The sequence below is a fragment of the Pseudomonas sp. GM49 genome (genome assembly GCF_000282355.1).
GTDB lineage: Bacteria > Pseudomonadota > Gammaproteobacteria > Pseudomonadales > Pseudomonadaceae > Aquipseudomonas.
In genome coordinates, this window is record NZ_AKJL01000039.1 from 1 (window position 1) to 17,975 (window position 17,975).

16 protein-coding genes, 1 tRNA gene and 1 pseudogene are annotated in these 17,975 nt (G+C 59.8%); 14 read left to right on the top strand and 4 right to left on the bottom strand.

Features of this window, described 5'->3' with window-relative positions; genetic code table 11:
- From PMI29_RS25450 to PMI29_RS25440, 3 genes are all read left to right on the top strand, one after another.
- Positions 1-542: TolC family protein (locus PMI29_RS25450; protein WP_007994474.1), on the top strand; the 542-nt coding region annotated here is incomplete at its 5' end.
- Positions 543-635: 93 nt separating this feature from the next.
- On the top strand, positions 636-1,271 hold the full coding sequence (locus PMI29_RS25445) for a hypothetical protein (RefSeq protein WP_007994475.1): 636 nt from the start codon (positions 636-638) through the stop codon (positions 1,269-1,271).
- Between the two features lie 282 nt (positions 1,272-1,553).
- A complete protein-coding gene (locus tag PMI29_RS25440) occupies positions 1,554-3,059 on the top strand; it encodes a YdgA family protein (RefSeq protein ID WP_007994476.1) in 1,506 nt (501 codons plus the stop codon).
- A gap of 238 nt (positions 3,060-3,297) precedes the next feature.
- Here PMI29_RS25440 and PMI29_RS25435 read toward each other — a convergent pair whose 3' ends face one another.
- Positions 3,298-4,827, bottom strand: coding sequence for an FAD-dependent oxidoreductase (locus PMI29_RS25435; RefSeq protein WP_007994477.1), 1,530 nt, complete (start codon positions 4,825-4,827; stop codon positions 3,298-3,300).
- A 141-nt stretch (positions 4,828-4,968) separates the two neighbouring features.
- On the opposite strand from PMI29_RS25435, the gene PMI29_RS25430 reads away from it, so the two are divergent.
- From PMI29_RS25430 to PMI29_RS25420, 4 genes are all read left to right on the top strand, one after another.
- Positions 4,969-5,529, top strand: coding sequence for a YbhB/YbcL family Raf kinase inhibitor-like protein (locus PMI29_RS25430; RefSeq protein WP_007994480.1), 561 nt, complete (start codon positions 4,969-4,971; stop codon positions 5,527-5,529).
- A 56-nt stretch (positions 5,530-5,585) separates the two neighbouring features.
- Complete coding sequence (locus PMI29_RS0129845) at positions 5,586-5,858, top strand: hypothetical protein (protein ID WP_033052005.1); 273 nt, start codon at positions 5,586-5,588, stop codon at positions 5,856-5,858.
- 117 nt (positions 5,859-5,975) lie between these two features.
- Positions 5,976-6,275: a type II toxin-antitoxin system Phd/YefM family antitoxin gene (locus tag PMI29_RS25425; protein ID WP_007994482.1), complete on the top strand. Its 300-nt coding sequence runs from the start codon at positions 5,976-5,978 to the stop codon at positions 6,273-6,275.
- Positions 6,272-6,580, top strand: coding sequence for a type II toxin-antitoxin system RelE/ParE family toxin (locus tag PMI29_RS25420; RefSeq protein ID WP_007994483.1), 309 nt, complete (start codon positions 6,272-6,274; stop codon positions 6,578-6,580). Before PMI29_RS25425 ends, PMI29_RS25420 begins: the two co-directional genes overlap by 4 nt.
- A gap of 71 nt (positions 6,581-6,651) precedes the next feature.
- On the opposite strand, the gene PMI29_RS25415 is transcribed toward PMI29_RS25420, so the two are convergent.
- Positions 6,652-6,728, bottom strand: a tRNA-Arg gene (locus tag PMI29_RS25415).
- A 348-nt stretch (positions 6,729-7,076) separates the two neighbouring features.
- Between PMI29_RS25415 and gabD the strand changes: the two genes are divergently transcribed.
- The 3 genes from gabD to PMI29_RS25400 all read left to right on the top strand — a co-directional run bounded on the left by gabD (position 7,077) and on the right by PMI29_RS25400 (position 11,344).
- Positions 7,077-8,519 (top strand): NADP-dependent succinate-semialdehyde dehydrogenase, encoded by a 1,443-nt coding sequence (gene gabD / locus PMI29_RS25410; RefSeq protein ID WP_007994485.1) that lies wholly within the window; start codon positions 7,077-7,079, stop codon positions 8,517-8,519.
- 196 nt (positions 8,520-8,715) lie between these two features.
- Positions 8,716-9,993 carry a 4-aminobutyrate--2-oxoglutarate transaminase gene (gene gabT, locus PMI29_RS25405; protein ID WP_007994487.1) on the top strand — a complete coding sequence of 426 codons (1,278 nt, stop codon included), beginning with the start codon at positions 8,716-8,718 and terminating at the stop codon, positions 9,991-9,993.
- A 136-nt stretch (positions 9,994-10,129) separates the two neighbouring features.
- Positions 10,130-11,344 carry a response regulator gene (locus PMI29_RS25400; protein ID WP_007994488.1) on the top strand — a complete coding sequence of 405 codons (1,215 nt, stop codon included), beginning with the start codon at positions 10,130-10,132 and terminating at the stop codon, positions 11,342-11,344.
- A 125-nt stretch (positions 11,345-11,469) separates the two neighbouring features.
- Here PMI29_RS25400 and PMI29_RS25395 read toward each other — a convergent pair whose 3' ends face one another.
- Entirely contained in the window at positions 11,470-12,459 is a 990-nt protein-coding gene (locus PMI29_RS25395; RefSeq protein ID WP_007994489.1) for a GGDEF domain-containing protein, read from the bottom strand.
- A gap of 292 nt (positions 12,460-12,751) precedes the next feature.
- On the bottom strand, positions 12,752-13,936 hold the full coding sequence (gene desA / locus PMI29_RS25390; RefSeq protein ID WP_007994490.1) for a delta-9 fatty acid desaturase DesA: 1,185 nt from the start codon (positions 13,934-13,936) through the stop codon (positions 12,752-12,754).
- A gap of 147 nt (positions 13,937-14,083) precedes the next feature.
- Between desA and dibA the strand changes: the two genes are divergently transcribed.
- From dibA to PMI29_RS25370, 4 genes and pseudogenes are all read left to right on the top strand, one after another.
- The gene (gene dibA, locus PMI29_RS25385; protein WP_007994491.1) at positions 14,084-16,003 is read left to right on the top strand and encodes a phosphodiesterase DibA; all 1,920 of its coding nucleotides are present in this window, start codon (positions 14,084-14,086) and stop codon (positions 16,001-16,003) included.
- 303 nt (positions 16,004-16,306) lie between these two features.
- Positions 16,307-16,489, top strand: coding sequence for a sulfur starvation response protein OscA (gene oscA, locus PMI29_RS25380; protein WP_007975618.1), 183 nt, complete (start codon positions 16,307-16,309; stop codon positions 16,487-16,489).
- 75 nt (positions 16,490-16,564) lie between these two features.
- A complete protein-coding gene (locus tag PMI29_RS25375) occupies positions 16,565-17,578 on the top strand; it encodes a sulfate ABC transporter substrate-binding protein (protein ID WP_007994492.1) in 1,014 nt (337 codons plus the stop codon).
- Positions 17,579-17,647: 69 nt separating this feature from the next.
- Positions 17,648-17,975: pseudogene (locus PMI29_RS25370) on the top strand (sulfate ABC transporter permease subunit CysT); the annotation flags it as partial.

Below are 17,975 nucleotides of genomic sequence, written 5' to 3' on the forward strand. Positions count from 1 at the left end.
TGGCGGCCGCCACTGCCGGTATCGGTGTCGCCACGGGTGAGCTGTACCCGAACATCAGCATCGGGGCGACGGTCGGCACCGTCGGTATCCTGGAAAACCTCGGTGAACCGTCCACCAATCGCTGGGGCTTCGGTCCGTCGCTGACCTGGAACGTGCCGACCAACGGCGCCCGGGCGCGCATCCGCGAAGCCGAAGCGGTGACCCAGGCGACGCTGGCGCATTTCGATGGGGTGGTGCTCAACGCGATTCGTGAAACCCAGACCGGCCTCGCCCAGTACACGGCATTGCTGCAACGTCGCGACGCACTGGCCGACGCCGAGCAATCGGCAAAACTGGCCGCCGACCAGACGCACCGTTTCTTCCAGGCTGGCCGCGAATCGTTCCTGGCGGACCTGCAAGCGACCCGCACTTACACGGATGTCACGGCGCAATTGGCGGCTGCCAACACTCAGGGTGCCGCCAGCCAGATCGATTTGTTCCTCGCGTTGGGCGGCGGTTGGGAAAGCGGACGAACGCAAGCGTCGAACTCCGACAAACCCTGAGGCCGTTGCTATGCTTTGAAGTGTTGGAAGGGCGCCCCGTGCAAAGCGTCCTTTCTTCGCACAAGGCTCGCGCAGGTCAGGGGGAAACCAGTAATGAAAAACCCTTATGCTCTCGGCTTCTGGTGCGCCATCGTGGCGTTGGTGCTGCTGTCGGCCACCTATTTCTACGGCATCATGCTGGCCCACCAGATCGACAAGGCTCTGGCGTTCCTCGACAGTGCCGTCGCGCTGATTGCGGTGATGTCCGTAGTGGTGGTGGCCTGGGCTTCGGTCCAGAGTCAACGCATCAAGAAAAGACAACTCGAACAAGGCAAGACCCTGGTCCTGATCTGGGACACCAAGGTGGCGTTACGTCGTGTCGAAACGGTGTTCGACCGCTATTTCTGGGGCAGTTACTGGCAACCGGGGCGCACGTTTCAGGAAGTCATGGGCGAATTGACCGGCACGCCGCTGGAAAAAAGCCTCGAGACCCTGAAAAAACAATGCCTGGCGCTGGACCGGCAAGTGGCTGACGACGGTCGGCACTGGCTCAGCAATGCCCGGGAACTGGCCGATGTCGCCACGGCCATGGCCCGCGAACGCTATCAACTGGACGTCTGCGACCCGCGCGCGGAAGTGACGGGCGGGGCGGTGATCAACCGCGACTTCGAAGTGCTGGTGTACACCTGGACTGCGCGGCTCAAAAGCTTTGATCATCAGCTGGATGAGATCGAGGTCCAGTACTCCTGATTTTGTGGTGGCTGTTATGCCGCCATCGCGGGCAAGCCCGCTCCCACAGGGATCACGCGATACCTGTGGGAGCGGGCTTGCCCGCGATGGCGGTCTAATGTGCACCGAGTTTCTCATCGACCGTTAAGTCCCCTCAAGACACTCTTTCACCTTTAATCATTGGGCCGCTCGTCGTGCCTGGTGCTAATCTGCATTCCACTTTCAGCGCAGTCGAGCCGCAACCCGTCATGGGTTCAGGGAAGCCGACCTCACATTCAACAACGGACACTGAACGGGTCATACATGAATAAATCAGCAGGCGTGCTACTGGGAATTGTTGTCGCAATCGGTGCCATCAGTGCAGGTGGAGCCTGGTTCACCGGCACCAGGCTCGAAGGTGTGTTGAACACCTCGATTGCCGATGCCAACAAGGAACTGCAAGCGGCCATGGTCGGTTCCAACGGCACTGCGTCGCTGGAACTGGTATCGCTGGAACGTCATGTATTCAGCAGTACCGCGCACTATCGCCTGAAGGGCGAAGGTGAAATGTTCGGCGAAACGCCGGTCGAGCTGCTGTTTGTCGATCAGATCGAACACGGCCCATTGCCGTTCTCGCGGCTGATGGCGCTGAAGTGGCTGCCGGTCTTGGCGACCAGTCACTACGAACTGGAAAAGACCCCGCTCACCGAAAAGTGGTTTGCCGCCGCCAAGGACAAATCCCCGCTGACCGGCGTGGTCAATATCGGCTATGACAACGCGACCAATGGCACCTTTGAGTTGCAGCCGCTGGAAATGGCGCTGGATGACAAGTCGAGCATGAAATTCTCCGGCCTGAGCATCGAGGTCGCCGCCAGCGCCAAGGCGCAGAAGGTTAAGGCCAACGGCTACATGGACAGCCTGAAAGTGACCACCGTGTCCGAAGATCAGGCACCGGTGCAGGTTGAATTGAACGGCCTGACCCTGGCCAGCAACCTGACAAAAAGTACCTACGGTTTCTACACCGGCGAAAACGTCCTTGAGCTGACCAGCGGAAAATCGACCTTTGGCGTCAAGCAGTCGGTGCTGGACTTCAAGAAATTCGAGATGAAGAACCTGACCGAAGAAAAGGGCAGCAGCGCCTCCGGGCGTGCCGATTACAAGGTCGGCGAAGTGTCCCTGAATGGCAAGACCATCGGTTCCGGTGCGCTGGCCATGAGCCTGAAGAACCTCGACATTCCGGCCACGATGTCGTTGATGCAGGTTTACCAGAGCAAACTGCAGCCGTATGAAAGGGCGGCGGCCGAAGCAACGGCGGCCGGCCTGCCGGCGCCGGAGCTGAAACTGACTGAAGCCGAAGAAGCGCTGCTCAAATCCAGCCTGGAAAAACTGCTGGCGGCCGGCCCGCAGGTGGCCCTGGAAAACCTGTCGTTCAACACCGCCAACGGTGAGAGCCGCGCCAATATGGTGCTCGACCTGACCAAGCCACAGGCCATCGATCTACCGACCGATCAGTTGGTCAGACAGCTGATCGCACTGCTGGATTTCAAGCTGCAAGTGTCCAAGCCCATGCTGGTCGATGTGCTTACCGTGCAATCGCAAATCGACGGTCAGACCGACGCCAAGCTGATTGCCGACCAGGCCACCGCCACCGCAGACATGTTCAGCAGCATGGCGGTCGGCAGCCAACTGGCAACACTGGACGGCAATAACATCGTCACCAACTTGCATTACGCCAACAATCAGGTGGACTTCAACGGCCAGAAAATGACCGTCGAAGAGTTTGCCGGTTTTGTCATGAGCAAGTTTGCTGATACTGGCGCCACCGAATAACGGCGGCCGTTTACCCGGTAACGCCCGGACTCTGCATCGCGCAGACGCCGGGCGTTTTGCTGTCCGGCATCCAGGGGGCGTTCTCAATTAGTTTCCCCACCGCGTTGTCGCCTTAATGCTGGCCAGGCAAGGCGTAGGCCGCTGGGAATGGTTGTTCCCTTTCCAAGGCCTGCAACGCAGCATGGCCAGCTTTAAGGCACAACCCGGCGCGGTAAGGGAAACTAATTGAGAACGCCCCCTAGGGAACGTCACGGATCAGGCGCCATGCCTCTGCCCATAGCAACGGTTGTTTCATCCGCTCAGCGAGCATCGCCATTGCCCAGTCCATCTCGCAGGCTACCGCCGCCGACACCACGTCGTTTTTTCCAAACAGGCCTATGAAAGGCGGATCGTAAGGGTCGCCCTTGAACTCGACTTCGTCCCAGGCCTCGGCGTGCCCGAGGTATTCGTAGGTTTTACCGAAATGCCAGGTCCAGAAAAACGGCACATCGAGATAATGCTCGTCACCGCCAAGCATATTGGCCGCAGCGATTCGCGCCTGTTGTTGGGCCAATCGCCAGTGTTCGATACGCAAGTATTGGTTGTTCAGCGGGAACGTGGCGATATCGCCGGCCGCCCAGAGGCCGTCGGCCACGCGCATTCCACCGTCGACACGCAGCGAGTGATCCTGCTCTTTCGGCAGTCCGGTGAAGGCAGCGGTGGCTGGCGTGACGCCAATGCCGACCAGCACCAGATCTGCCGGCAAGCGTTGGCCGTTGTCCAGGCGCACGGCTTCGACCTTGTCCGTCCCTTCGATCTGTGCCGCATTGCCCCGGGTATGAAACACGACGCCATTGGCTTCATGCCGCGCGCGAATGGCCTTGCCGACCGTATCACCGAACTGTTTGGCAAACGGCACTTCGTGGCGGGCCAGCACGGTCACATTCAGGCCAAGCTGGCGCAGGGACGAGGCGGACTCCATGGCAATGAAACTGTCGCCGATGATCACGACTCGCTGGCCGGCACTGGCGCTGTCCAGAATCTGCTGCGCATGGGCTTTAGAGCGTAAGACGAACACCTGAGGCAGGTCGGCGCCGGGCAGCGTCAGCGGGTTGGGTACGCCGCCGGTGGCCAGCAGCGCGGCGTCGTATGTCAGTGATTGGCCGTCAGTCAGGCGCAGCGTCCTGTTTGGCGCATCCAGGCTTGCCACTTCGCCTTGCAGGCGCTCGATCCGCTGCTCGCGGTAAAAGTCCTCGTCACGCAGTGGCGGGACTTCTTGCAGCGGCATCTCCCCGGCGATCACGTATTTGCTCAGCGCGGTGCGGTCGTATCCGGCGTCGGCTTCGCGGTCGATCAACAGTAACCGGCCGCCAAAACCTTTCTCGCGCAACGCCGCTGCCGCCGCTGTGCCTGCCGCGCCAGCGCCGATGATAATGAAGGTTCGTGGATCGTCGGCCGGTGGCGTGTGGGCGTCCGAAAACGGCTGGTCGCCGACCCAGATGTCGCCGTCACGGACTTCGAGGGGATAGCGCTTGAGGCTGTCCAGAGCTGGCGGTTCACACAGCCCGCCATCCTCGATCCGAAACTGCGCCTTGTGCCACGGACAGGTCAGGCGCCCATCGCATATTGCCCCGTCCGCCAGTGGGGCTCCGGCATGAGGGCATTCGGCCTGATAAGCGCGCAGTTGCTCACCGGCCCGCATCAGCAGAATCTTGCTGCCCTGGACTTGCACTTCCAGACCCCGGTCTTCGGGCACATTGGCGACACGCGCAACGCGATGCAGAGTCATGATTGCTCTCCAGACAAACGTTTCACTTATGAGTCTGGCGCTTATCACGAGGTTCAGCCAATTTGCCCCCTGCCAAGGCGCGAACGGTCCGGCTATAGTTTGCACGCCGACGACGGCCCAACACGCACAAGGTGCTCCGGTATGACCCGTTTGACCTCATTGAACCCTTGGCTCGCGGCCGTAGCTGTCGCCCTTTGCGTGCAGTTTCCGGCGCAGGCCCAGGAGCGCTTCACCCTGAACATTCCGGGTGTTTCCGATGACCGTCTGTTCACGTCGGCCGCCGCCAGCGATTCCGCGGGCTGTGGCGGACATAACATTTCCCCGGCATTGAACTGGAACGCCGGCCCGGCAGCCACCCAAAGCTACGCCATCGTCATGCACGACCCTGACGGCCAGAAGGGCCAGGGCGTCGATCAGTGGGTGCATTACGGCATCAAGGCCGGCACTCACCAGATCCCGGCCGGCGCCGGGAGCAAACCCGGCCTTGAGGGCGTCGGCGGTACCAACAGCAAGGCAACCACCGGTTACGTCGGCCCTTGCCCACCCGTTGGCGACAGCGCGCACCACTACATCATCCAGATCTACGCCCTAGACCTGGCCCCGGACGCCTTGCCCGCCGGCCTGACCCGTGCGCAGCTGCTGGAAAAAATCAAAGGCCACGTCCTGAGAAACAGCAGCGTGGTACGGCGCTATCACCGCTAATGGCTGATCGCCTCAGCGGACTTGCAGAAAACTGAAGTGCGCAGCATTCCGGGGATTTGGCATCCACCCCCGAAAGCGCGCACTATCAGGCCATAGCCGATGCGTTGGAGGATGCCGTGGCAAAAAAAATCGACCGCATCGCCCAAATGCTCAACTGCCCGCAAAAGGGTGAGGAACTGCGGCGAGCGATTACCGAGAGCCGCAAGGATTTTCTGCTGAATCAGCCGGAAGAGGATGTTGTTGAAGACGACGACCTTGAAGAGGAGTTCTTTGAGGACGACGAGGATGATGACGATGAATATGACGAGTTCGACTGGACGACAGAATGAAAAAACCGCTTCGGCGGTTTTTTTGTGCGCCAACACAGCACTGGTCGGAGATTCGTTGACCCCCATGCAGAGAATGGAACACTATCAGGTACTTTTTTTGGTACCTTTGGAGCCATCATGGAGCAGCTACTTGCAAGCCGTTCGGTCAGCATCACCGAGCTCAAGCGCAGCCCGAGCACGGTAATCGAGCAAGCGGGTTCCGAGCCTGTTGCCGTGCTCAACCACAATCGCCCAGCCGCCTATCTTCTACCGCACGCGGCCTATCAACAGTTGCTGGATCGACTGCATGCTGCCGAACTTCGTGAAGCCATTGCGGCCAGCCGCAATGATCCGCGTCCGGCCATTGCTGCCGATGCAGTGTTTGCCGAGCTTGATACGCTGATTGACGAGGTAGCAGCCGAGCAAAACCGTCCATGAGGCAATTGCTTTTCTCTGCACTGGCACGGGACGATCTGCTGCAAATCGCCCGTTTTATCGCCCGAGACAACCCTGAACGGGCCCGGACGTTTGTGCGCGAGCTACGTATGCAGTGCACACGATTAATCGATCAACCGAATTTGGGTGTTCCAAGAGACGATTGCGCCAAGGGGTTGCGAATGCTTCCCCATGGCCGATATCTGATTTTCTACTGTCTGATGGACGATGAGATCAAGGTCGAACGCGTACTGCACAGTGCGAGAGACATCGGCCGGCTGTTTGAAAAAAACAGCATTGATCATTAGGCGCCAAGCCTCCAAACACCCACAAAAAAGCCCCAGACCCAACGGGCCTGAGGCTTTCTCGTTACAACGTATGGTGCACCAGGCGGGATTCGAACCCACGACCCCTGCCTTCGGAGGGCAGTACTCTATCCAGCTGAGCTACTGGTGCAGCGGGCGCCATGATACGCATATGCGCTGCGGGCGTCCATGCTGCTGAATCGCCTGCGTTTTTTTAAAGCTGTAACAGGCGTTTGCTACGTTGATCAGAAAAAATGGGCAAAAGCGTCGTTTTCGTTCTTTTTTTCGAACAGCCTATTGTCCTTTACCCCCTTTGATCCTAGGATTCGTTTGAGATTTCAAACGCTCTTGTCTGGGTGCTGAACCGCACGAGTTCAATCAGTGCGCTATTTATGTGCTTCAGCCCGGTGAATGATTTCCCTGACGGCAGCCTATCGAGGCGCCTTTCTACAATCATAATTTGCTCCGCGCGTGCGCGGTGCTGTTAAGGAAAGCCGACATGCAGCTTAAAGACACCCAGTTGTTCCGCCAGCAAGCCTTCATCGATGGCGCGTGGGTTGATGCGGACAATGGTCAGACGATCAAGGTCAACAACCCGGCAACGGGCGAAATTCTGGGCACCGTGCCCAAAATGGGCGCTGCCGAAACCCGCCGTGCGATCGAAGCCGCTGACAAAGCGCTGCCGGCCTGGCGTGCACTGACCGCCAAAGAACGTGCGACCAAGCTGCGTCGCTGGTTCGAACTGATCATCGAGAACCAGGACGACCTGGCTCGTCTGATGACCCTGGAGCAAGGCAAGCCATTGGCCGAAGCCAAGGGTGAAATCGTTTACGCCGCTTCCTTCATCGAGTGGTTCGCCGAAGAAGCCAAGCGCATCTACGGTGACGTGATTCCGGGCCACCAGCCAGACAAGCGCCTGATCGTGATCAAGCAGCCAATCGGCGTGACCGCTGCCATCACCCCGTGGAACTTCCCGGCTGCCATGATCACCCGTAAAGCCGGCCCGGCTCTGGCTGCCGGTTGCACCATGGTGCTCAAGCCTGCTTCGCAAACTCCGTTCTCCGCTTTCGCCCTGGCTGAACTGGCCCAGCGTGCCGGCATCCCGGCTGGCGTGTTCAGCGTGGTGTCCGGCAGCGCCGGCGACATCGGCAGCGAGCTGACCAGCAACCCGATCGTACGCAAGCTGTCCTTCACCGGTTCGACCGAAATCGGTCGTCAGCTGATGTCGGAATGCGCCAAGGACATCAAGAAAGTGTCCCTGGAACTGGGCGGCAACGCACCGTTCATCGTGTTCGACGACGCGGACCTGGATAAGGCCGTCGAAGGCGCGATCATTTCCAAATACCGCAACAACGGCCAGACCTGTGTCTGCGCCAACCGCCTGTACATTCAGGATTCGGTCTACGACGCATTCGCCGAGAAGCTGAAAGCCGCTGTGGCCAAGCTCAAGATCGGTAACGGTCTGGAAGCAGGCACTACCACTGGCCCGCTGATCGACGAAAAAGCCGTGGCCAAGGTGCAAGAGCACATTGCCGACGCTGTTTCCAAAGGCGCCACCGTGCTGTCCGGCGGCAAGTCGATGGAAGGCAACTTCTTCGAACCGACCATCCTGACCAACGTACCGAACAACGCCGCCGTGGCCAAGGAAGAAACTTTCGGTCCATTGGCTCCGCTGTTCCGCTTCAAAGACGAAGCCGACGTGATCGCGATGTCCAACGACACCGAGTTCGGTCTGGCCTCGTACTTCTATGCTCGCGACCTGGGCCGTGTGTTCCGTGTGGCCGAAGCCCTGGAATACGGCATGGTCGGCGTCAACACCGGGTTGATCTCCAACGAAGTCGCGCCGTTCGGTGGCATCAAGGCCTCGGGCCTGGGCCGTGAAGGCTCCAAGTACGGCATCGAAGATTACCTGGAAATCAAATACCTCTGCCTGGGCATCTAAGCTCGAAGGTATAAGCCGGGAAGGTATTGCTTCAAGCGCAAAGGGCACGAGAGCGCTGTCCCTTTGCGTGCGTAAAACCGGAATATTCTCGGTGGCCGGGAACGCCGTGGCAGTCGATCATCGCATGCTGCCGCCGCTGTTCCCCGCTGCTTAATCCTTGAACCACGCCGCCCGATGAGCGGTGAATGAGGAATGTATGAGCAAGACTAACGCTTCTTTGATGGCCCGCCGTACCGCTGCTGTTCCACGTGGTGTTGGCCAGATTCACCCGATCTTCGCCGATTCCGCGAAGAACGCGACTGTAACCGACGTTGAAGGTCGTGAGTTCATCGACTTCGCCGGCGGTATCGCTGTGCTGAACACCGGCCACGTGCACCCGAAAGTTATCGCCGCCGTGACCGAACAGCTGAACAAGCTGACCCACACTTGCTTCCAGGTTCTGGCCTACGAGCCGTACGTGGAAGTGTGCGAAAAAATCAACGCCAAGGTCCCAGGTGATTTCGACAAGAAAACCCTGCTGGTGACCACCGGCTCCGAAGCCGTGGAAAACTCCATCAAGATCGCCCGTGCCGCCACTGGCCGTGCCGGTGTGATCGCCTTCACCGGCGCCTACCACGGTCGCACCATGATGACCCTGGGCCTGACCGGTAAAGTCGTGCCTTACTCGGCCGGCATGGGCCTGATGCCAGGCGGCATCTTCCGCGCGCTGTACCCGAATGAACTGCACGGTGTGAGCATCGATGATTCGATCGCTTCCATCGAACGCATCTTCAAGAACGACGCCGAGCCGAAAGACATCGCCGCGATCATCATCGAGCCGGTTCAGGGCGAAGGTGGTTTCTACGTCGCTCCGAAAGAATTCATGAAGCGTCTGCGTGCCCTGTGCGACCAGCACGGCATCCTGCTGATCGCTGACGAAGTACAGACTGGCGCTGGCCGTACCGGTACTTTCTTCGCCATGGAACAGATGGGCGTTGCTGCCGACCTGACCACTTTCGCCAAATCCATCGCTGGCGGCTTCCCGCTGGCCGGTGTGTGCGGCAAGGCCGAATACATGGACGCCATCGCTCCAGGCGGCCTGGGCGGCACCTACGCCGGTAGCCCGATCGCTTGCGCCGCGGCCCTGGCCGTGATGGAAGTGTTCGAAGAAGAGCACCTGCTGGATCGTTGCAAGGCTGTTGGCGAGCGTCTGGTCACCGGCCTGAAGGCCATCCAGGCCAAGTACCCGGTGATCGGCGAAGTCCGTGCCCTGGGCGCGATGATCGCTGTCGAACTGTTCGAAAACGGCGACAGCCACAAGCCAAACGCTGCCGCTGTGGCATCGGTTGTGGCCAAGGCTCGCGACAAGGGTCTGATCCTGCTGTCCTGTGGCACCTACGGCAACGTTCTGCGCGTCCTGGTACCGCTGACCTCGCCGGACGAGCAACTGGACAAAGGCCTGGCGATCATCGAAGAGTGCTTCTCCGAGCTCTGATCATCCAGTGTGACCTGATCCACAAAAAACCCGCTTCGGCGGGTTTTTTTACGCCCCATGAAACTCATCCCGCGCATTAGCGCTGTATCGAATGGCCTGCATTGGCTAAGGTTCCTGCATTGTCAGGGAGAGCTGTATGACGACTGTCATTTTACCCGCGGTTCCGAGAGTCCTGATCGCCGAGGCCGACCCCTGGTCCCGGGATCTGCTCAAGGAAGTGTTGTTGAGCGTACGCTGCGATGCGCGGCTGGACTTGTGCGCCGATGGTCAGCAAGCACTGGAGCTGTTGGCGACCACCCCCTATGACCTGGTGATCGCCGACTGGGAGTTGCCTGGCGTCGATGGCCTGAATGTCCTGCGCAGTATTCGCCAGCGCAAACGCAATCCACCTCTGCCGTTCATTCTTATGAGCAGCCGCAACGACGGTGCCAGCGTGCGCGAGGCCTTGCCGCTGGCGCCAGCCGCGTACCTGACCAAGCCCCTGAATATGGAAAGCCTGACCCATCGGTTGCAGGGGTTGCTGCTGCACGCCGGGGAAGAAGTCTCGTGCGAAGTGCCGGCGCTGGCGCCGGGCATGACGTTATCGGTGTATCTGGAGCGTCGACGCGAACTGGCCGACGGCGCGCCGCTGATGACCGACGTGCAAGTGGCGGTCAAGCGCAGCCTCAACCCCAATGGCCTCGATCTGACGGTACTGGAAGACGAAATCCGCACCGATCCGCAGGTCACGGCTGTGCTGATCGCCGCTGCCAACAGCGCGGCGCAGCACCTCGGCGTTGCTGTGCAAACCCTGTCCCAGGCGCTGCATCGCCTGGGCACAGGGCAGAGCATGAACCTGATTCTCGGATTGACGCTCAAGCGCAGTGCCCGGCTCAGCGATCCGCAATTGGCCGACTATGCCGAGCGTTACTGGGAGCTGTCACTGCACACTGCCGAATACGCGCGGACGCTGGCGCGCTTGCTTGATCTGGATCAGGAGCGCTGCTATTGCGCCGGCATGTTGCACCGTCTCGGCGATCTGGCGTTGCTGCGCTGTCTACAGGAATGGAAACAGGCTGGCGGCGAACTGGACGAGTTGGAAGAAGTGGGTGAAGCGCTGGTTGAATATGGCGCGGCCTATGGCTCGGCCCTGCGTACACGCTGGCGCCTGCCGCTGGAGTTACGGGAGCTGATTGCCGCGGCCTACCAGCTCGGTGGCGGGGTTTACTCCCGCGAAGCGTTGGTGATGAACATGGCGGCGCAGATGGCGCGCCTGACCGAACATGAGGGCATCGAGGAGCTGGCGAAGAGCCGGACGGCGCGGTTGCTCAAGATCGGCTTGCCGGAGTTGATGCGCTTGCGCAAAAAGTAAGTACACCACCAACCCCTGTGGGAGCGAGCTTGCCCGCGATGAGAGTCTGACATTCAACATCAATGTCGATTGACAGTCCGCTATCGCGAGCAAGCTCGCTCCCACAGGGATCCAAGGTGATCCTGTCAGGCAGTAACAATCCGGTTCTTGCCCTCGCGCTTGGCTTGATACATCGCGGCATCCGCCCGGGAAAACAGGTGCTCCACGTTTTCGTCCGCGGCGGTCAGGCTGGTCAGGCCCTGGCTGACGGTGATGCCGAACGACTGGCCTTCATGGTTGAATCTCAATTGCTGAATCTGCCGTTGCAAGCGTTCAGCCACTTGCAGGGCCATCTGCGGTGTACAGCCGGGAAACACCGCTGCGAACTCCTCACCGCCAATGCGCCCGAACAGGTCGCCACGGCGCAACGCTGCGCGGCCGCTTTCGGCGATGCGTTGCAACACGTTGTCACCTTCCTGGTGGCCGTAGGAGTCGTTGACTGTCTTGAAGTCATCGATGTCCAGCATCAGGAACGACAGAGGCTCGCCCTGTTGCCGGGAGTATTCGAACGCGCGGTGAGCACATTCGAAGAAATGATGGCGATTGCTGCTTTGGGTCAGCGCGTCGGTGGTGGCCAGGCGATGCAGCTCGGTCTCCATCTGCTTCTTGTCGGTGATGTCTTCGGCGATGCCAACGATGATCACCGGTTGACCCGGCTCGGCCTGGCGATTGATGAAGCATTTGTCGCGGAGCCAGCGCACTTGGCCGTCGGCGGCAATGATTCGATACTCGCGGTCTTCCACGGCACCTTTGTCCAGCACTTCGGCCAGGCTGCGTTCGGCATAGTCCAGGTCGTCGGGGTAGATGCTGTCGCGCCATTGATTGCAGTCGGCCAGCAGCAGATCGGCCGAACGGCCGAAGATCCGTTCATAGGCGGGGCTGACGTAAAGCACCCGGCGGGATTCCCAGTCGAATGCCCACAGCACCGCGTTGACGCTCCCCAGCAAGGTGCTGAACAACTGTTCGCGTTCGCTCAGGCGTGCCACTTCGCCTTGGGCGCGCATCAGCGCCATCAGGGTCTGCGCGGCCTCGGGCCAATGGGGCGAAGATGAGTCTTGCAGGTTTTTTGGGGCCATCGACACAAATCTCAAAGGGCATGCCGCGCGCGATCGCGGCCAACATCAAGCCCGCCGGGGATGGCGAAGTGTCTTTGAGATAGGGGTTTTTGGATGAAGTTCCCGCCGTTTGTGGCGAGGGAGCTTGCTCCCGCCGGGCGGTACTGGCGACGCGTTTTTGCGGCCAGACCACAAACCAATGTGGGAGCGGCGGTGCGGCGGTCCGACTTGCTCGCGAATGCAGTGGGTCAGTCAATGAAGATGTCGACTGACGCACCGCTTTCGCGAGCAAGCCCGCTCCCACAGGATTTTTTCAGACGGTGGCAGGACGCAGGGAGTAGGTTTTCAACTGATCGGCGAAGTCGCGCAGGGATTGAATCCCGCTGGCTTCGGCTTCGTGTACCCAATCCTTGATGGCCGCCAGCATGTCGTGGCCATTTGAGCTGGTCTTGACCCAGATCTGCTGCAGGGCCAGGCGTTTCTCGTAAATTACCTTCAGCGCCTGACTGTGTTCGAGCATGTTCTGGATGCGTACATGGTGTTTGTCATCCAGCAGGCTGGTCTCCCGCGAAAGCAGGCGTTTGGCCCGGTGGAACTGGTGACGTACCGAGTGATCGACCTTTTCCAGCTCTTGCTTGACCAGCGGGCCGATCACCAATTTGCGGTACTGGGCCATGATCTGGAAGCGGTTGTTGAGGATCGCCATGGCGGTATCCATGTCCAGGTTGCCCTTGCCTTCGACGCGATGGGCAATCGGCGCGACCCGTTGAACCTTGGCCAGGCGCAGGAAGCTGAAGACTTTGATCCATGCCCAGCCCAGGTCGAATTCCCACTTCTTCACCGACAGTTTTGCCGAGTTAGGGTAGGTGTGATGGTTGTTATGCAGTTCTTCGCCGCCAATCAGGATGCCCCACGGCACCAGGTTGGTCGCCGCATCGCGGCATTCGAAATTGCGGTAGCCGATGGCATGGCCCAGGCCATTGACCACGCCGGCGGCCCACACCGGGATCCACATCATCTGGATAGCCCAGACGGTGATGCCGATGGTGCCGAACAGCAGCAGGTCGATAACGCCCATGATCGCGATGCCCAGCAGCGGGAAGCGGCTGTAGAGGTTGCGCTCGATCCAGTCTTCGGGGCAGTTCTTGCCGTAGATGCGCAGCGTCTCGGGGTTTTCCGCTTCGGCGCGGTACAACTCGGCGCCTTTGCGCAACACCGTGGACAAGCCCTTGATGACCGGGCTGTGCGGGTCATCGACGGTCTCGCATTTAGCGTGATGCTTGCGGTGGATGGCGGTCCACTCGCGGGTGTTCTGCGCCGTGGTCAGCCACAGCCAGAAACGGAAGAAATGCTTGAGGCCCCCATTCAGCTCCAGGGAGCGATGGGCCGAGTAACGGTGCAGATAGACCGTGACAGCAATGATTGTGACATGGGTCATCAGCAGGGTGACTGCTACCAGTGACCAGGGCGACAAGCCAAGAAAACCTTCGTACCACATAGGCTATAGGGCCCTCGATAAAGAAAAAAACAGCCGTTGCATTATCACTAAGCCCACACAGAAAACCAGTCGCCCTTTCAGATAAGAGTGGCTGGATGTGTCTTTAAACTATAATTCCAACCTTTTTGTAGGGACATGGATTGCCGGATGTCTGCCACCTATCGCGATGCCGTGCGCGCAGCGCTGCTCTACCTGTTGCTTTCTGTGGTTTGGCTGCAGATCAGTGGCTATTTATTGAACAGTTTCTTCGATAGCTCCGCCGAGCGACTGCGATGGCAACTGATCAACGGTTATGTCTGGGTGCTGTTCAGCGCCGGGTTGATCTTCATTGCACGGGCGCGGTTGTTGCGGTGCCTGGGGATCGGAGCCACTTTGCACGAGCGCAATACCAACCGTGAGCGCCTGCGCCAGGCAGCGGCAGTGTTCGACTGCACCCGCGAAGGCGTGCTGGTCACCGATCGGGAGGGCGTGATCGTCCATGTGAACCGGGCGTTCATGGAAATCACCGGCTACGGGTGTGAGGACGTGCAGGGACAGCGGCCCAATATGTTCAAGTCCGGGCGTCATCCACCCGATTTCTATCGGGCGATGTTCGCCGAGCTTGAAAGCACCGGGGAGTGGAGCGGGGAAATCTGGAACCGGCGCAAAAGCGGCGAGGTTTACCCGCAATGGCAAACGATCCGCCTGATCCACGACGACTACGGCCAGCCGAGCCAGTATGTGGCGGGGTTTTCCGATATCAGTGCGATCAAGAACTCCGAACACGAGTTGATGCACCTGGCGCACCACGACCCGCTGACGGACCTGCCGAACCGCCTGTTGTTCACCGACCGCGCCGAACAGGCCCTGGCCTCGGCACAGGTCCACAAGTGTGGCTGCGCGCTGCTGATGATCGACCTCGATCACTTCAAGATGATCAACGACAGCCTTGGGCATAGCGTTGGCGATCAGTTGCTCAAGGCTGTGGCCGAGCGCCTGGGCGCCATGTTCGGCCCGGGTATCACCCTGGCGCGCTTGGGCGGGGATGAGTTCGCGGTACTCGCCGAAAGCTGTCCGCAACTGGTTCAGGCCGCTGCGTTGGCCCAGCGGATTATCGATGGCCTCAAAGAGCCGTTCCTCATCGATGGGCACCAGCTGTTTATCAACACCAGCATCGGCATCAGTCTGTTCCCCAGCGATGCCTTGAGCGTCGAGCAACTGCTGCGTAATGCCGACTCTGCGCTGTTCAAGGCCAAAAGTACGGGGCGCAATGATTATGCCCTGTACACCGAAGAGCTGACGGCCCACGTGCAACAACGAGTCGAGATCGCCTTCGAATTGCGCCGCGCCCTGGACCGGCAAGAGCTGCGGGTTCATTACCAGCCGGTTCATGACCTCAAGACCAGCCGCCTGATTGGCGTCGAGGCGCTGGTACGTTGGCAGCATCCGCAGCGGGGATTGGTGTCGCCGGCGGAGTTCATTCCGGTCGCCGAACGAACCGGTCTGATCGCCGAAATCGATGCCTGGGTCATGGCGCAGGCGTGCCGGCAGATGTGCCTGTGGCAGCAGGAAGGGGGGGCGCTGTCGTTTGTTGCGGTCAACGTATCTTCACGGCTGTTCGCCCGTCGTGAGTTGTATCAGCAGGTGGCGCAGGTACTGCGCGAAACCGGGCTGGAGCCGGCCTTTCTGGAGCTGGAAGTGACCGAAAGCGCGGTGATGGAGGACCCCGAAGTCGCACTGGAGCAGATGCATCGCCTGCGCGAGTTGGGTGTGCGCCTGGCCATCGACGACTTCGGCACGGGTTATTCATCGCTATTGCGACTCAAGCGCCTGCCGGTGCAGAAGCTGAAAATCGACCAGGGCTTCGTGGCCGGGTTGCCGTGGGATGAGGACGATGCGGCGATTTCGCGGGTGATCATTGCCCTGGCACAGAGCATGGGCATGCAGGTGCATGCCGAGGGAATCGAGCAGGTCGAACAGGCGGCTTTCCTCCTCGAGCAGGGCTGTGATCTGGGGCAGGGCTACTGGTTCGGGCGGCCGGTGCCGGCGGTGCGGCTGGATTGGACATGTACGCCGGTGATCGGATAGGTGCCCAGTTCAGTTGATGCCCAAACCCTGTGGGAGCGAGCTTGCTCGCGATAGCGGAATATCAGCCGACATTTCTGGCGACTGACACTCCCTCATCGCGAGCAAGCTCGCTCCCACAGGTTTTTTGTGTGCTTGAAAGAGGGTGATTCACCTCAAGCCCTTGTCCCTTCAGTTAATCTCTTCTGGTTATATAAACATTCTTAAATAGTCTTTTTAAGAATATCTGTGCCTCTCTACTATTGCTCTCAAGCCGCAAGCAGTGCCGCCACTGCGAGGCACCCTCTCAGTTGAAGGAGCAGCAATATGAGCGCATCCCTGCGTAGCGTCGACGGTCAAGACGAAGCCACCATCCTGCGTGAAATCCAGAGTGCCCTGCGCGATCTGCGCTTTGGTGCCGTGGAAATCACCGTGCACAACGCCCAGGTGGTGCAGATCGAACGCAAAGAAAAATTCCGTTTGCAGCAGCCGGGCAACAAGCCGGGCTGAGGCGAATCAGGCACCGCGATTTCCGATATCCCATAAGAAAAAGCCAACACACCAAGAATTCCAGGAGCTTTCACCATGTCGTCGATTCGTCATTTCGCTTTGGCCGCCCTGGCCAGCGCCCTTTTTGCCGGTTCCGCAGTTGCCAAGGACTACGAGCTGCTCAACGTGTCGTACGACCCGACCCGCGAGCTGTATCAGGACTACAACGCCGAGTTCATCAAGTTCTGGCAGAAAGACCACGCGGGCGACACGGTGAAGGTCCAGCAATCCCACGGCGGTTCGGGCAAGCAAGGTCGGGCGGTGATCGACGGCCTGCGTGCCGACGTCGTGACCCTGGCCCTGGCCGGTGATATCGACGAAATCGCCAAGCTCGGCAAAAGCCTGCCAGCTGACTGGCAAAAACGCCTGCCGGACGCGAGCACGCCTTACACCTCGACCATCGTGTTCCTGGTGCGCAAGGGCAACCCTAAAGGCATCAAGGACTGGGGTGACCTGGTCAAGAATGACGTTTCGGTGATCACGCCGAACCCGAAAACCTCCGGCGGTGCGCGCTGGAACTTCCTCGCGGCGTGGGCCTATGGCCTGAAAGCCAATGGCGGTGACGAAGCCAAGGCCAAGGAATACGTACAAACCCTGTTCAAGCACGTACCCGTGCTGGACACCGGCGCTCGCGGCTCGACCATTACCTTCGTCAACAACGGTCAGGGCGACGTATTGCTGGCTTGGGAAAACGAAGCCTTCCTGGCCCTGAAAGAAGAGGGCGGCGCCGACAAGTTCGACATCGTCGTGCCTTCGCTGTCGATTCTCGCTGAGCCGCCGGTGGCAGTGGTCGACAAAAATGCCGAGAAAAAGGGCAACGAGCAGATCGCCGAAGCCTACCTCAAGCACCTGTACAGCCCGGCCGGCCAGGAAATCGCGGCGAAGAACTTCTATCGCCCGCGTGACAAGGACGTGGCCGCCAAGTACGCCCAGCAGTTCCCGAAACTGGAACTGGTGAGCATCGACAAGGACTTCGGCGGCTGGAAAACCGCGCAGCCGAAATTCTTCAATGACGGGGGCGTGTTCGACCAGATCTACCAGGCGCAGTAATCTTAAATAGCCATCAATGAGCCTCGAATTTCGATTCGAGGCTTTGTGCGTTCTCAACCAAGGACTTTTATGTCGCGTCGTATCTCCCCCGTCATACCCGGCTTCGGGCTGACGCTGGGCTACACCTTGGTGTACCTCAGCCTGATTGTGCTCATACCACTGGCGGCGATGTTCGTGCATGCCGCTCAACTTACCTGGGATCAGTTCTGGGCAATCATTTCGGCGCCACGGGTGCTGGCCGCGTTGAAGCTCAGCTTCGGCACTGCGCTTTGTGCTGCGATCATCAACGGCATCATCGGCACGCTGCTGGCCTGGGTATTAGTGCGCTATACCTTCCCTGGACGAAAAGTGATCGATGCAATGATCGACCTGCCGTTCGCATTGCCCACGGCGGTGG